The organism is Vibrio sp. L85, from assembly GCF_963871815.1.
GTDB classification, from domain to species: domain Bacteria; phylum Pseudomonadota; class Gammaproteobacteria; order Enterobacterales; family Vibrionaceae; genus Vibrio; species Vibrio harveyi.
This window is the reverse complement of record NZ_CAWMYL010000243.1, coordinates 13,472-28,502: the sequence shown is the minus strand read 5'-3', so window position 1 is coordinate 28,502 and position 15,031 is coordinate 13,472. Positions and strand designations below refer to the sequence as shown.

Below are 15,031 nucleotides of genomic sequence, written 5' to 3'. Positions count from 1 at the left end.
TAAGTAACCTCATTTGAACGCTTTTTTTGTCCAAGTCCATAATGGAAAACTATTCATTAACGGACGATGAACTGTGAAAAACGCATTTTCGCTTATAGACAAACCCACTTTTTTTGGCGCAATCGCGCTGCTCCTTTCGATTGTTTTCCCTTTAATTTTGTTTCCGGCTGAAGGTGCACAATGGATTGCCGTTGCTAAAACCTTTATGACTGACAAGCTCGGTTTCTTATACCTTGCACTAGGGCTTGCCGCTTTTATTTTCATGATTTATGTCGTTTTTAGCGACATGGGTCAAATCAAGTTAGGCGATCCTGATGAAAAGCCAGAATTCACCACGGCATCGTGGGCCGCAATGCTGTTCTGTGGCGGCATCGGGGCAAGTATCCTCTATTGGGGCTGTATCGAGTGGGCATACTATTACCAGTCTCCTCCGTTTCAACTAGAGCCTGGTAGCGAAGAAGCTGTACGTTGGGCTGCAACTTACGGTCTGTTCCACTGGGGACCAATTGCCTGGTCTATCTACCTTATTCCTGCATTACCAATTGCGTACTTCTTCTACGTAAGAAAACAACCCGTACTGAAAGTCTCCAGTGCATTGATGCCAGTACTTGGCGAAGAACGCAGCAAAGGTACCGCTGGCAAGATTGTTGACGTACTGTTTATCTTCGGTCTACTTGGCGGCGCAGCAACCAGTTTAGGCTTAGCTGCACCTTTGATCGGAGAAGGTCTGCATTACCTCTTCGGCATGCCTAAAAATACTTACAGTCAAGTGCTTGTATTGCTGATCTGTACTGCGATCTTTGCTTACTCCTCTTACGCAGGCATGGAAAAAGGCATCAAAGTACTAAGCAACATTAACTTCTGGGGAGCGATGGGACTACTAGCCTTTGTGTTGGCAGTAGGACCAACCATCTTCATGCTGGAGACAGGCTTAGATTCGATTGGTCGTATGTTATCTAACTTCTTTGTTATGGCGACATGGGCAGAGCCATTTGGTGGATACGGCACTTTTGACAACACACATTTCCCACAAGATTGGACCATCTTCTACTGGGCGTGGTGGCTAGTCTTCGCTCCAAGTATGGGACTGTTTGTCGCTCGCATTTCTCGCGGTCGTACCATCAAGCAGATGGTTTCCGGTTCCATCTTCTTTGGTTCACTGGGCTGCTTCCTATTTTTCATGATCTTAGGTAACTACGGCTTGTCTTTACAGTTATCCGGAGAACTCGATGTCGTCGGCATTTTGAATGCCGAAGGCGCTACAGCAGCGATATTCTCGATGCTTGATGCATTACCGGTGAGCTATTTTGTTATCGCTGTATTTACCTTGCTGTGCATCATTTTTACAGCGACGACTTTTGATTCGATTTCATACATTCTGGCCTCTGTTGTACAAAACAACATCACTGAGGAGCCAATGCGTTGGAACCGAATGTTCTGGGCATTTACGTTGTCTTTTCTGCCTACTGTTCTGATGTTTATGGGGGGACTAAGCACCTTACAAACAGCGGCGATTGTTGGAGGCTTACCTCTACTTGGCATCTCAATTATGCTCATGGTGTCGGCTGTTCGAGCGACAACATTGGATATTCGACATCAGGAAGATTACATCGAACCAACCATTAATATTGAAGAGCTACCAGAGTTTGATCCTTGGTCAACAGAAGGGATGGCAATGGCTAGGTTTGAGCGCGCACGTGACGCCGCTCAAGAAGCCGCGGAGCAAGAGCGTGACGCACTGGCACAATTGATGACACTGCGTAAACGCATTCGTGCTTTCGCTCTTGAACATAGTGACGACAATGATTTTGCCGATCATCACTTACCGCAGGATATGCAAGAGGAGTTGCAAGCCCTATTGGATAATGTGATGAAGGCAAAAGAGAGAAAACTCGAGTTATCGGAAACTGCCCAGCAATCCAGAGCCGAGTTTAATCAAATCGTGGCCCAAAGTACCTCTTACGCAGTGTAGCTTTAGCCCATGACTTTCAACTCCTAAACATAACTCAAAGCTCACTTCGGTGAGCTTTTTTTGTATCTGACGTAGTATGCGCTTGTGTATCTCATATGAATCTTTTGTGACGGTAGTATTTTTGTCATAAATCCTTGTTGTAATTCGAGCGCTTTTATAAATAAGGAATATACAATGAAGCACTTAGCGACCCCAATCGTCACAGCAGTGGCGGCATCTACGCTCTCTTTCAGCGCTCTGTCGGCAGAGATCAAAAACGTTATCTTAATGATTGGCGATGGTATGGGACCTCAACAAGTCGGTTTGCTTGAGACCTACGCGAATCATGCACCTAATTCAATCTACAAAGGCGAAACCACCGCACTTTATAAACTGGCACAGGAAGGTGTTATTGGTTCATCGTTAACCAACCCTGAAGATGCCATTGTGGTGGATTCTGCTTGTTCTGCAACCATGCTTGCCACTGGTATTCCAACCGCTTCTGAAGTAATTGGTATCGACAGTCAAGGCAACCACGTTGAAACGATCTTAGAAAAAGCTAAGGCAAAAGGTAAAGCGACAGGTCTTGTTTCCGACACTCGAATGACGCACGCGACCCCAGCCGCTTTCGCCTCGCACCAACCTCACCGCTCACTAGAAAACAGTATCGCCGTCGACATGCTAGAGACGGGTGTTGATGTCATGCTTTCTGGCGGTCTTCGTCATTGGATCCCAAAATCTACCAACGACAAAGGCGACACATATAAGCAACTTGAAAAGCTCACCCAAGGCGATGTTTACCTAAAATCAAAGCGTAAAGATGAGCGCAACTTGCTCACAGAAGCGCAACAGCAAGGCTACAGCTTAGCGTTTAATCGCGACATGTTAGAAAACGCTAAAGGAGAAAAAGTTCTTGGTCTATTTGCTTACTCAGGAATGAACGATGGCATTGCTTACAGCCATAGCAAAAATGACCCGAAACGCACCCAACCATCCCTTAAAGAGATGACAGAAAAAGCACTGGATGTGCTATCAAAAGACAAAGATGGCTTCTTTTTAATGGTAGAAGGCGGTCAAATTGACTGGGCAGGTCACAGCAACGATGCAGGTACCATGCTTCATGAGTTGATCAAATTTGATGAAGCCGTCAATTCTGTTTATGAATGGGCGAAAGGTCGTGAAGATACGCTAGTAATCGTCACTGCCGACCATGAAACAGGCTCTTTTGGCTTCAGCTACTCCTCAGCAAACCTTCCTAAACCAGAAAAGCGCAGTGGCGAAGCTTTTGCTAAGCGTGATTACGCACCAAACTTCAACTTTGGTCAGTTTGACATTCTCGATGGACTCTACAATCAAAAACAAAGCTACTACGGTATGATCAGCGAGTTCCAAAAACTCGATAAAGCGCAGCAAACGCCAGAAAAGTTAGCAGAAATCGTGAATGCAAGTAGCGACTTTACCATTACTCCGGAGCAAGCTGAGCGCGTATTGGCAAGTAAGCCAAACCCTTACCGACTGGCAAGCCACAAGTACCTGAGTGAAGAGAATGTTCCAGCAATCAATGATTTTGATGCTTTTTTCCCATACAACGATCGTGGAAACTTGTTGGCTCGAGAACAAGCGACCAAACAAAATACAGTGTGGGGAACGGGTACACACACGCATACGCCGGTCAATGTATTCGCTTGGGGACCTGCGGGGACCATCCTGCCAGTATCAAAGATCATGCATCACTCACAACTGGGCGAATACCTCATTCAACAAATTAAATAATTTCCGCTCTGCACTTACTTTCATCTTCTGATGAAACTTCAACGCCCTCGTTTGAGGGCGTTTTTTTACATTGAAACGGTTGACGCTTCGCGCTTCGCGCTCCACTATTTGCCAAATATTTATAAAAATGACCAATGCTATGTGTGAAATATTTGCCAAACAGCCCCAGGAAAATTATCAGTTTGTGACCCGTTCGATTCGAATTGATGGTCATGCAACCAGTGTGAAGCTCGAATCAAGTTTCTGGCTGACACTAGAAGAAATTGCCTCAGCACAAGACATGACGGTACCAAAATTCATCAGCACTGTTTACCAAGAAGCGCTGGAACACAACGGTGAAGTCAACAACTTTGCTTCCCTACTTCGTTGCGCTTGCCTCACCTACGCCCGCCAACCTCAGGCAACGATTGAAAGAGCTTTGAGCGAGCAACACTGATCCCTGCATTTTATTGTCGTACCTGAGTACTACCCATTGCGCGTCGAAACTGACTAGTCTAGGCGCACGATTAAGGAGTACTCATGACAAAAATAATTCATACCATGATCCGCGTAAGCGATCTGGAGCGTTCTCTTAAGTTCTACCGCGACGCACTTGAGCTAGAAATCAAAGACCAATACGTATTCGACGGCTTTTCTCTTACTTACCTAGCGAACTCAGAAACAGGGTTCGAACTTGAACTGACTCACAATCATGACCAAAGCGAACCGTACACTCACGGCTCGGGTTATGGTCACCTTGCGGTGAGTGTTGAAGACATTGAAGCCGCACACCGCCGCTTAACATCACTTGATATTGAGGCAAGTGATATCAAGGTGTTTGACCATCAGCAAAAACACTTAGCAACCTTCTTCTTCGTCACCGATCCTGACGGTTACAAAATCGAATTCTTACAACGACAAGGTCGTTACCTTTAATAACAACAAAGAAGTAAACATAACTATGATTCATTTAACTGCTGCATTTCACGCAAAACCAGAACACACATCGACACTTAAGCAGGCACTAGAAGCTATGTTAGTGCCAACTCGTAATGAAGAAGGATGCGTGCGTTACCAACTTTTCCAAGACAAAAATGACGCTTGCCAATTTTTGTTCCAAGAGCAATTTGCTGACCAAGCGGCTTTTGACCAACACTGTAATACTGAACATTTCCAAGCTCTGCTTAGTGCTATCGATGGTTTACTAACTAGTGAGCCAAAAATCACCTTCTTTGAAGAGCTATAAGCGTTAAAGCACAAAAATAAAAAAGGCACTCAAGTGAGTGCCTTTAGTTTCTGTTGAGAGAGTTACGCGTCTTTCTTGTCGACCATATGTAAATGAACATCTTGCTGCGGGAAAGGAATCGAAATACCTTCGCGGTCAAAACGCAATTTCACTTCTTTTGTCACATCCCAGTACACATCCCAATAATCGTCGGTTTTCACCCAAGGGCGAACAATAAAATCAACCGATGATGTATTTAGCGTATGAACCTTGATGTTTGGCTCTGGTGAGCGAAGCACTGAAGGGTGAGACGTGACTATATCATTCAGAACTTCTTCTGCTTTTAGCAGATCATCGGCATAGCTAATACCAAAGACCATATCAACTCGACGAATACGCTCGTGCGTCACGTTCTTAATCACATCGCCCCAAATCTTGCTGTTTGGCACAATGATAATTTGGTTATCGAATGTACGAATCGTAGTATTCACCAAACTCATGTGGCTTACCTTACCGTCAACACCACCCGCGTATACGAAATCGCCAACATCAAATGGGCGATAGATCAGCAGCATCATGCCTGCCGCAAAATTCGATAATGTATCTTGTAATGCAAAACCAATGATCACACCGGCGATACCGAAACCAGTTAGGATTGGAGCAAGGTTTAAACCGATTTGAGACAAACCGACCATGATACCGATGATCCATACCGCCTTGCCCGACATCGAAATAAAGAAATCTTGCATCAAATGCGACAATTTCAAATTCTTAGAGGCTACCGTTTTACTCACGACTTTTCGGGTTAACTTCGCCAATGAACGAGCAATCAATAAGATCAGGGCAAAGACAAAAAGCTGGAAAACATGCTGTGGCGCATTCTCCGCGAACCAATCTACCGCAGAGTTCGACCAATGACTCAGGATAGACAGAATGACTTTTGAGTTCAGAAGATCATGGGTGATGCTACCTGTCACTTCAAATATCTGACGTTTATACTCAGACGTCTCCAGCCCTACTTTGTCACCAATCGAAATTAATTTGCGAAGGCTATCGGTAGCAATATTAAGGCGTTGTTTAAGGATCAGTTGGCTCAGTTGTAAAGACGCTTTTTCAGATTCTGGGCTGGAAGAGACTTGTGAACCGATGATTTCGCTTTGCTGGTTGAGGTACTCGATAGACGCAGATAGCAGACGCATACGCTTATCTACGCCCTCTTTAAACTCAGCATCAGCATCTTCGTCTTGAACGTCTAACTTCTTCAACCAGTTTAAATTTTGCCAACTCGATTCATAACTCACATCCAAATACTGTTGCAGTTCACGATAGCTATTGATTAAAGAAAGCTTATCTTCGTCTTTTGACTTATTGATTTCCTCATTCAGCGCTTTGATTTTGTCATCGAGATAAACCACGGCACCTTCCGAGTACTTCTCTTGAGTTTGTACGAGCTCAATCAACTTCTCATGAGGAATGGACTTATTACTGATCGCAGTAGCGAGACGACTTCTCAGTTCTTCGTTTTTCTGGAAAAGCTGTAGTTGAAGTGCATCGCGCTCGTCTCCACTAGCTAACTTTAAACTTTCAGATAAGTCGAGAATGTCTCGGTTAATATTATCAATAGCCTTCTCTGCTGCAGAAACTTTTGGCATATCTACTGTGGTCTCAACGCTTTCCGTTGCTTGTACAATGAAAGGGCTCATTGTCAGAGTCAGCAGAGCCATTAAAACCAACCATGGGGTCAAACGCACTTTAAGGGGGGATAGTAACGTCATTTTTACCTCGTAAGAGACAATCCCAATCAACACGATCGAGAAATGGAATGTAAATCCTTGAAATTAGATGCTCTAAGTTTACAACACGAATTCGCAAACCGAGCAGCATTTAGTAAATTAAGCGTCAAAATTCATAATCAATGTCCATTATTTACTCTGTTTTATTCGCCATTAGCTCAAACCTATGACAAGTTCCATTGTGTTGATATTGATACAAACTGAAGATTAGGTGTGCATCACCGTCGCCACAAATACAGCACCTGAGTAAGAATGGACTATGATTGAACGGAGTGAACGCTAATTGTTTCATCAATAAGGAGAAATCATGGGTTTTCTATCTTGGATCATTCTGGGCTTGATAGCCGGAGCACTCGCTAAGTGGCTGATGCCAGGCAATGATGGCGGCGGTTGGATCGCGACTATGGTGTTGGGCATTGCTGGTGCCTTCGTAGGCGGATTCTTGGGAAGCTTTGTCGGGCTGGGCGGTGCTGATGGCGTAAATATCGGCAGCATCATCACCGCCACATTAGGCGCGTTTGTATTGTTGTTTGTCTACAACCGCTTCTTGAAAAACTAATGTAATGCATAGCAGATAGAGCCTATCAAAACATCACGATAGGCTCGTTATTACTCATTGACGCTTAAATGTAAACGTACCAATGTGCTGCCCAGATGAGCGATGAACACCATTTGAAAAATCAGTATCTGAAGCCGCAGACGTTAACAGAGTTATGTTTTCTTTAGGAGAAGTATCTGCATTCCCTGACGTAAATGATACGCCGTCGTCGGTTCCTGCATCATAAGTTTTGAGTTCAACAACCAGTTCATCAACCCATTGACCATTTTGGAACAAGTTAAGACTATCGACGCCAACAAACCAGTCTGGGCTTGGTGCAACCATAGTAATCACACTAACTAAACTGAAATCTTCGTCTAAGCTAAAGGTCACTTCAACTTGAGTCTGGCCATTCGGCAAATCCCCACCTTCAATTAAAGACTGGCTGAATCCCAAATTCTGAATGTTACCAATTTCATTTTTTATGCTATTCGTTGAACCTGCCTCTGCTACAATTTCAACCCCAGAAGTCGCCAACTTACCAGTGCTAAAAAGGGAAGCTGAAGCGTTGTGCGTCATGCCGATCAAAGGAGAAAAATGAGCACTCCCGCTCGGGTAATTGGTAGGGAAGTTTGTCGCATTCCAATCGCTCTTAAAAGTAAGCTTATAGGTAACACCATTGATAACCGTAGAACCGGAGCTATCCCCAGAACTATCTCCCCCACACCCCAAAAGCATAAGACTCAATACAGAGGCAGTTAGAACATTATTTTTCGTAGGCTTCATCGCATCTCTCCCCAGATAAAAGTTAACAAAGTGTTAACTGGAAAACTTATCTCAAGTAAAGCAGCTTTGTTCACAGATGCAAATGAAACGGACTTCTACAATATCTAATCAACAAAGTAATTATACTCCCCCCAATAACAAACAAGCCTTTCACTCACATGAAAGGCTTGGTTATATTCCGATATTATCGATTGGGGTGATTTAAGATATGGTCTTCCCAGTCCACCACGTCTATCTCGTACACCACTTTGTTTCTGACACTTTCGCCAGCAGCATGCATGGCTGACTTGGAACCCGTTATCAGTGGGTGCCATTCTGGTAGTGGTTGGTCCTCTGCGAGCAAACGGTAGGCACAAGTGTGCGGTAGCCAAGTAAAGTCATCAATATCTTCACGTGTTAGCTTGGTGCACTCTTCCCCTGAAGTGAAACGATTCGGGTAATCTTTGCACGAACACGTTTTGCTGTTCAGCCAACTGCAAGCAACATTGGTGTAATAAATTTCGTCCGTATCTTCATCCATTAGCTTGTGTAGACAGCACTTGCCACACCCATCACAGAGAGATTCCCATTCTTCTTCTGTCATGTTCTCTAACGATTTACTTTGCCAAAATGGAGTGCTCATACGCTTACTACTTATTACTGAGTGGGAATGAATTGGGTGCGTTTTATACCCCTCTGGGCATCAAAATTCAAGTTTTACGGTGTGAGTGAAGTGATAGGAATATTGAGTAAGATTTGTTCGCATTTAGCAATGCGATCATATTGCGATGAATTTACGCGCGCCTCTTCCAATCTGGCGAGAAATGTCCATAATGCCCCCTTCATTTTTACGAGGGCTTTAAGATGGATTGTCGATTAGGTTGTGGGGCATGCTGCATAGCACCGAGCATCTCTTCCCCGATTCCAGGCATGCCAAATGGCAAACCAGCAGGTGAACGTTGTATCCAATTAAATGACGATAATCTGTGTAAGCTGTTCGGAAAACCAGAACGCCCGAAAGTTTGCCACGACTTCAAACCATGTCCGGTTGTGTGTGGCAAAACAAATCAGGAAGCGTTAAACAACATTACAGAATTAGAGCAACTCACTTAATCGTTCCCCAGCTCTCTTAGGTATAGGTAGATCGTATCGCGTGAGATACCGAGATGATTTGCCACCATCAAAACCGCATCTTTGTATTTGAAAATACCCAGCCCTTGCAAACGGGTGACCAGTTCTCGGTTACGTTTGGATGGTGTGATCGCTTCATTCATCCACACTTCTGATTGAACAGTTTCAATCGTACTAATGATGGTCTCATCAATATTACGCGCGAATGTCTCAGGTGAACGCGCTCCTGTACAACATTCGTTTTGCTGTTGCGGCATAATTGAACGCAAGAAATCTTGCATTGGTACGTCCATGTCCACGTTAATACACAGCAATCCGATCGGTTTATTTTTAGGGTTGCGAACTATCGTGGTAATGGAGTGCAAGGTCTTTCCACTCGCCGTTTTCGTTAAATACGAGTCTGAAACGTCATTGCCCTCTAACAGCTTCATTCTTGCTAAGTTGGTAATCGGTGCACCTTCACCACGTTCAGTAATGTGACCATTGGCAATTTTGATAATTTCCGGTGCTTCCGCATCAAGGCTGTGAAGAACGACTTCGGTGTGCTCACCATACATGCGTGCAATACCATCCACGACGTTCTTCATTGAATTCAAAATATCTAAATCACTTTTAGTGAGTTTCTTAAGCAGCAATGTTACTTCCCTTAGCAAAAACGTTGAGGCTAGGCTGACATAATATCGATAATAGATTTGTCAGTATACGGCATACCGAGTCTAACCATCGAGCCTACATTTCTAATCGTTTGTTCGACTTCGTTACCTACTATACCTTGATTCTTCACGCTGTGGTTACCCATAGCCATCAAATATGAGCGTACTGCGGTGGTAGAGGAAGTGCAGACTTTCATCGCGCAGGACGATTTCGCTCCATCACATACCATGCCCGAACTATCGCTAATCACGTTCTGAATCGCATAACATGACTGTTCAAACGAACCTCCCGCCAAATATACTAGCGCCATGGAAGCTGCGGCGCTGGTGACCGTATTACCACAAAACGCCGATAGCGGTGGGTAGTACGATTTAATGTAAATCGCACCTAAGTGACTCATGATTAACGCACGAGCTAATTGCTCTTCAGTACTTTGGAAAACCTCTGCTGCAATGACCACTGGCATAGTAGCCGCGATACCTTGGTTACCACTGCCAAAGTTACTCATGGCTGGTAGCGTAGCTCCCCCCATACGTGCATCCGAGGCGGCAGAGGTCATCATTTGGATACGGCTCATCAAATCATTACCAAGCAACCCCTGCTCGATATTACCTTTTAATGTACGACCGATCTCCAATCCATAACCATTATCGATACCCTCTTGCGCTAATGAGCTGTTGAGCTCAGCCGCTTGTAGGATAAATTTGATCTCTTCAAAAGGCGCTTTAAGTGCAAAGTCGTAGATTTGTTTGATAGAGATGTCCACACCTTCACAAACAGACCCAGTTGCAACTCGTTGCTGTTGGGGCGCATCAAATGTCACTTTGCCATTGTGAGTGATCTGAATAATGTTGGTGTGTCCACCACTGATTGTCACTGATACCGTGTCTTCTCCAGCAGTCATGGTGACGCTGCAAAAGATGAATTCTTGGGTATCAATGCGCGCAACGCTAACGCGCTCTTCATCAATCAGTTGTTGAGCAGCAGTCACATTGTCTTGATTAATATGGGCAAGAACTTCCAATTCGGCATTAGGGTCGCCGGCCAACGCACCTACAGATGCGGCAATCTTTAGACCAATCTTTCCGGTTCCAGGGACATAAACTCCCATTGAGTTTTTAAATAGATTGTCAGAGACACGGACTTCTATCATCTCTGGGGTCTGGCATCCAAGCTCACGTTTTGCAACTGCTGCCGCGTATGCAGCAGCAATGGGTTCTGTACATCCGAGTGCAGGTTTTACAACTTGCTTAATGATTTGGATATATTGGTTCCATTGCTGATTCATGTTTTTTCTCCGTATTACTTTTTGCAAGCAATCGCTTCAACTTCAATCAATACGCCTAGCGGAAGATCTTTTACCGCAAAGCAGCTGCGCGCAGGACACTCTTTATTAAAGAACTCAGCATAGACTTTGTTAAACTCAGCAAAGTCACTGATGTTCGCCAAATAACAAGTTGTTTTCAAAACAGTGTCAATGCTGCCACCGCCTGCTTCTAAGACGTGTTTTAGGTTCGTCAAAGATTGATGACTCTGAGCAGTAATGCCCCCCTCAACTACTTTGCCTACTGCACTATCAACTGGCAGTTGACCAGACGTAAAAATCAAGTCTCCGTAAGCAGTGCCGTGCGAATAAGGGCCAATAGCAGCTGGAGCGTGCTCTGAAGTAATCAATTCTTTCATTTTAATCCTCACATAATTTTTAGTTTTAATAAGAAAACTCTTAAGTAAGTTTTCATTTCAAAGCTATTCTTTCAACTATATGCGAATACAACAACTACTTCAGATCACATAAATCGATCTTTTTTCAGATTTTATTGAGTATTTTTGCCGAGATCTCAAATTTATCTGAATTTTCCACAAAAAAATTGTTGTTGTTCTTTTTCTCAAATAGATTTGAGAAAAATTCATACTAACAAAGAGACAACGACAATGAGCGTTACTGTACCTACACAAACTCTTCCAATAACCAAAGAGCCGCCTCACGTTAAGGCGGGAATGACCGTAGAAGAATGGAAAGCCGCAACCAAGTTTGACAGCACAGACTGGGGTTGGGTGATCATGAGTATCGGCATGGCAATCGGTGCTGGTATTGTTTTTCTTCCTGTAAAAGTTGGTGTACTGGGCATCTGGGTATTCCTTGCTTCGGCAGTTATTGGTTACCCTGCCATGTACTTATTCCAACGATTATTCATTAACACCTTATCGACGTCACCAAAATGCCAAGACTACGCTGGTGTCATTTCAGGGTACCTAGGAAATAAATGGGGGGCTCTGTTGGGGATACTCTACTTCATCATGCTGGTGATTTGGGTGTTCGTTTACTCCACAGCAATCAACAATGACTCAGCCTCTTTCCTACATAGCTTTGGCATCACTAAGGGGCTATTGTCGGAAAACCCGCTGTATGGTCTTGCTTTAGTTTGTGCTTTAGTGGCCATCGCGTCACGTGGTGAAAAGATCTTATTTAAAGTGAGCACTGGTCTGGTTTTGATCAAGTTATGTACCGTTGCCTTACTTGGCGTGATGATGATTGAAAAGTGGGACTTTGCTAACGTCGGCTCTGTACCTGCGGCAGGTGCAGGTTTGAAAGACGCCATTGAACTATTGCCCTTCACTCTTACCTCAATCTTGTTTATTCAAAGCTTGAGCCCAATGGTTATCTCTTACCGCTCTAAAGAGAAATCAATTGAGGTTGCGCGTTTTAAAGCGATGCGTGCGATGAAGATTGCTTTCGGTATTCTGTTTGTCACCGTGTTCTTCTATGCAATCTCATTCACCCTTGCGATGTCTCACGATCAAGCAGTAAAAGCAGCTGAAGAGAACATCTCCGCATTAGCGATGGTCGCACAGGGCATGGACGGGACAACATTGAAATTGCTTAGCTTAATGTTGAACATTTTCTCTGTTATGACGGCGTTCTTTGGGGTGTACCTAGGGTTCCGCGATTCTTGCCAAGGTCTTGCAATGCTCGCTCTTAAGAAAGTCATGCCTGAAGAGCAGATTAACCGTAATTTGGTAACCAAAGGCATCATTCTATTTGCTATTTTGATGGCTTGGGGCGCTATCGTGTTGAACTTGCCAGTATTGAGTTTTACTTCAATATGTAGCCCGATCTTTGGTTTGATTGGTTGTTTGATCCCTGCGTACTTGGTGTATCAAGTTCCTTCACTGCATAAATACAAAGGTGCTTCACTCTACCTAATCATTGCGACAGGTATTCTACTGTGTATCTCACCTTTCATCGCATTTAGTTAACCCTTCCTCTCACCTCGGTTATTCGTCTTCATGATGATGACCGAGGTTCTCTACGTTTCCACTTCATAGAGTATTTCGTTTCATATCTGAGACAAAAACCCGCCGATCTGGTCATTCGCTTAATTTCCGTGCTTCGAATCACACTTTTCTGACAATTCTCTACTATGTTCAGCGGGTAATCTAAATCCGAAATAGGAAACAACATGAATAAATACATGGCAGAGGTTTTTGGTACTTTTTGGTTAGTGCTTGGTGGTTGCGGCAGTGCGGTATTAGCTGCGGGCTTTCCAGATATTGGCATCGGTCTACTAGGTGTTTCTCTTGCGTTCGGCTTAACCGTACTCACCATGGCATTTGCGATTGGTCATATCTCAGGTTGTCATTTAAACCCAGCTGTAACAGTCGGTTTATGGGCTGGCGGTCGTTTTGATACCAAAGACGTTATCCCTTATATCATCGCACAAGTGATTGGTGGCGTGATTGCAGGCGGTGTGCTCTACGTTATTGCAACAGGTCAAGCTGGCTTTGATGTAGTTGGTTCTGGCTTCGCATCAAATGGCTACGGTGAACATTCTCCAGGTCAGTACTCAATGGTAGCAGCACTTGTAACAGAAGTTGTGATGACAATGATGTTCCTTATCGTGATCATGGGCGCGACCGACAAACGTGCTCCTCAGGGATTTGCACCTATCGCGATTGGTCTATGTTTAACCCTGATTCACTTGATCAGTATCCCTGTAACGAATACGTCCGTTAACCCTGCGCGTAGTACTGGTGTTGCCGTATTTGTTGGCGATTGGGCAGTTTCTCAGCTTTGGCTATTCTGGGTAGCACCAATTGTTGGTGGTATCTTAGGTGCGCTTATCTATAAGAATCTTCTAGGTGTAGAATCAAACGACTAATTGATTATCAAACCGCAAGATCAAAAAAGCCGCTGAATTCAGCGGCTTTTTTATTAAATCTTGTGTCGACCTAAGAGTGAGTGTGACAAGGTTGTCCCATCTACGAGTTCAAGCTCACCACCTACAGGTACACCATGTGCGATGCGGCTGGCGTCGACTTGGTGTTCTTTACATAATTCTGCAATGTAGTGTGCTGTTGCTTCCCCTTCTACCGTAGGGTTGGTAGCAAGGATCACTTCAGAAATATCACCTCGGCGCAGACGGTAGTCAAGAACATCAAGACCAATATCACTTGGACCAATTCCGTCCAGCGGTGATAAGTGCCCCATAAGTACAAAGTATCGACCTGAGTATTGACCGGTCGCTTCTACTGCAGCGATGTCTGCCGGGCTTTCTACTACACAAATTTGACCGTTTTCTTGGCGTTTTGGGTTAGTACAAATATGACAAACTTCTTCTTCAGTGAAGGTACGACACTCGGTGCAATGACCGATTTCTGTCATTGCTTGGCTCAGCGCGTCTGCTAGTTGCAGACCGCCTTTTCTATCACGCTGTAACAAGTGAAAGGCCATACGTTGCGCCGACTTGGGACCTACCCCAGGTAGACAACGTAAGGCCTCCATCAATTGTTCCAGCATATGACTGGTACGCATTGAAAATCCGCTTAGTTAGAATTCAGCAGATTAGAATGGCATTTTCATACCTGGTGGTAGTTGCATACCGCCAGTTACAGAAGCCATTTTCTCTTTTTGAGTCTCTTCAACGCGACGTGCTGCATCGTTGAATGCTGCAGCGATTAGATCTTCTAGCATCTCTTTGTCGTCTTCCATCAGACTTTCATCGATTTCTACACGACGCACACTGTGACTGCCAGTGATTGTAACTTTAACTAGACCAGCACCAGACTCGCCAGTTACTTCCATATTCGCGATTTCTTCTTGAAGCTTTTGCATGCGATCTTGCATTTGCTGGGCTTGCTTCATTAGGTTGCCCATACCGCCTTTACCAAACATGTTTATCTCTCTGGTTTAATTAGGTGTTGCATCTGTTAATGGGGTTATC

General features: G+C 44.3%; 17 protein-coding genes. 9 read left to right on the top strand and 8 right to left on the bottom strand.

Annotated features, from left to right (window positions below; translation table 11 throughout):
• Positions 1–73 precede the first annotated feature (73 nt).
• The 5 genes from AACR11_RS22940 (at position 74) to AACR11_RS22920 (ending at position 4,949) form a co-directional block, all read left to right on the top strand.
• Positions 74–1,972 (top strand): BCCT family transporter, encoded by a 1,899-nt coding sequence (locus AACR11_RS22940; protein ID WP_029790482.1) that lies wholly within the window; start codon positions 74–76, stop codon positions 1,970–1,972.
• 174 nt (positions 1,973–2,146) lie between these two features.
• Positions 2,147–3,724, top strand: a complete 1,578-nt coding sequence (locus AACR11_RS22935; protein ID WP_029790483.1) for an alkaline phosphatase — start codon at positions 2,147–2,149, stop codon at positions 3,722–3,724.
• A gap of 139 nt (positions 3,725–3,863) precedes the next feature.
• On the top strand, positions 3,864–4,160 hold the full coding sequence (locus AACR11_RS22930; RefSeq protein ID WP_029790484.1) for a ribbon-helix-helix domain-containing protein: 297 nt from the start codon (positions 3,864–3,866) through the stop codon (positions 4,158–4,160).
• A gap of 83 nt (positions 4,161–4,243) precedes the next feature.
• On the top strand, positions 4,244–4,639 hold the full coding sequence (locus AACR11_RS22925; protein ID WP_005452061.1) for a VOC family protein: 396 nt from the start codon (positions 4,244–4,246) through the stop codon (positions 4,637–4,639).
• Positions 4,640–4,664: 25 nt separating this feature from the next.
• Complete coding sequence (locus AACR11_RS22920) at positions 4,665–4,949, top strand: putative quinol monooxygenase (protein ID WP_029790485.1); 285 nt, start codon at positions 4,665–4,667, stop codon at positions 4,947–4,949.
• A 62-nt stretch (positions 4,950–5,011) separates the two neighbouring features.
• Here AACR11_RS22920 and AACR11_RS22915 read toward each other — a convergent pair whose 3' ends face one another.
• Entirely contained in the window at positions 5,012–6,703 is a 1,692-nt protein-coding gene (locus tag AACR11_RS22915; RefSeq protein ID WP_029790487.1) for a mechanosensitive ion channel family protein, read from the bottom strand.
• 325 nt (positions 6,704–7,028) lie between these two features.
• Between AACR11_RS22915 and AACR11_RS22910 the strand changes: the two genes are divergently transcribed.
• On the top strand, positions 7,029–7,280 hold the full coding sequence (locus tag AACR11_RS22910) for a GlsB/YeaQ/YmgE family stress response membrane protein (RefSeq protein WP_005452067.1): 252 nt from the start codon (positions 7,029–7,031) through the stop codon (positions 7,278–7,280).
• 54 nt (positions 7,281–7,334) lie between these two features.
• Here the strand turns inward: AACR11_RS22910 and AACR11_RS22905 are convergent, their stop codons facing one another.
• Together AACR11_RS22905 and AACR11_RS22900 are read right to left on the bottom strand one after the other, a co-directional pair.
• The gene (locus tag AACR11_RS22905; protein ID WP_029790488.1) at positions 7,335–8,045 is read right to left on the bottom strand and encodes a spondin domain-containing protein; all 711 of its coding nucleotides are present in this window, start codon (positions 8,043–8,045) and stop codon (positions 7,335–7,337) included.
• 184 nt (positions 8,046–8,229) lie between these two features.
• Positions 8,230–8,667 (bottom strand): YcgN family cysteine cluster protein, encoded by a 438-nt coding sequence (locus AACR11_RS22900; protein ID WP_005452070.1) that lies wholly within the window; start codon positions 8,665–8,667, stop codon positions 8,230–8,232.
• A 221-nt stretch (positions 8,668–8,888) separates the two neighbouring features.
• Here AACR11_RS22900 and AACR11_RS22895 point away from each other — a divergent pair, with 221 nt between their 5' ends.
• Positions 8,889–9,137 carry a YkgJ family cysteine cluster protein gene (locus AACR11_RS22895; RefSeq protein WP_005452071.1) on the top strand — a complete coding sequence of 83 codons (249 nt, stop codon included), beginning with the start codon at positions 8,889–8,891 and terminating at the stop codon, positions 9,135–9,137.
• Here the strand turns inward: AACR11_RS22895 and AACR11_RS22890 are convergent.
• The 3 genes from AACR11_RS22890 to AACR11_RS22880 are packed head-to-tail and all read right to left on the bottom strand — an operon-like array spanning position 9,134 to position 11,492.
• Positions 9,134–9,790 (bottom strand): helix-turn-helix transcriptional regulator, encoded by a 657-nt coding sequence (locus tag AACR11_RS22890; RefSeq protein ID WP_005452072.1) that lies wholly within the window; start codon positions 9,788–9,790, stop codon positions 9,134–9,136. The two genes, AACR11_RS22895 and AACR11_RS22890, sit on opposite strands and share 4 nt — an antisense overlap.
• A gap of 29 nt (positions 9,791–9,819) precedes the next feature.
• Entirely contained in the window at positions 9,820–11,097 is a 1,278-nt protein-coding gene (locus tag AACR11_RS22885; protein ID WP_009698544.1) for an L-cysteine desulfidase family protein, read from the bottom strand.
• Between the two features lie 14 nt (positions 11,098–11,111).
• Positions 11,112–11,492 (bottom strand): RidA family protein, encoded by a 381-nt coding sequence (locus AACR11_RS22880; protein WP_005452076.1) that lies wholly within the window; start codon positions 11,490–11,492, stop codon positions 11,112–11,114.
• A 315-nt stretch (positions 11,493–11,807) separates the two neighbouring features.
• On the opposite strand from AACR11_RS22880, the gene AACR11_RS22875 reads away from it, so the two are divergent.
• Both AACR11_RS22875 and aqpZ read left to right on the top strand, forming a co-directional pair.
• On the top strand, positions 11,808–13,067 hold the full coding sequence (locus AACR11_RS22875; RefSeq protein ID WP_005452078.1) for an amino acid permease: 1,260 nt from the start codon (positions 11,808–11,810) through the stop codon (positions 13,065–13,067).
• A 203-nt stretch (positions 13,068–13,270) separates the two neighbouring features.
• Positions 13,271–13,969, top strand: coding sequence for an aquaporin Z (gene aqpZ, locus AACR11_RS22870; RefSeq protein ID WP_009698545.1), 699 nt, complete (start codon positions 13,271–13,273; stop codon positions 13,967–13,969).
• A gap of 53 nt (positions 13,970–14,022) precedes the next feature.
• Here aqpZ and recR read toward each other — a convergent pair whose 3' ends face one another.
• Together recR and AACR11_RS22860 are read right to left on the bottom strand one after the other, a co-directional pair.
• Entirely contained in the window at positions 14,023–14,622 is a 600-nt protein-coding gene (recR, locus tag AACR11_RS22865; protein ID WP_005452082.1) for a recombination mediator RecR, read from the bottom strand.
• A gap of 30 nt (positions 14,623–14,652) precedes the next feature.
• Positions 14,653–14,982, bottom strand: coding sequence for a YbaB/EbfC family nucleoid-associated protein (locus AACR11_RS22860; protein WP_005432961.1), 330 nt, complete (start codon positions 14,980–14,982; stop codon positions 14,653–14,655).
• Positions 14,983–15,031 lie beyond the last annotated feature (49 nt).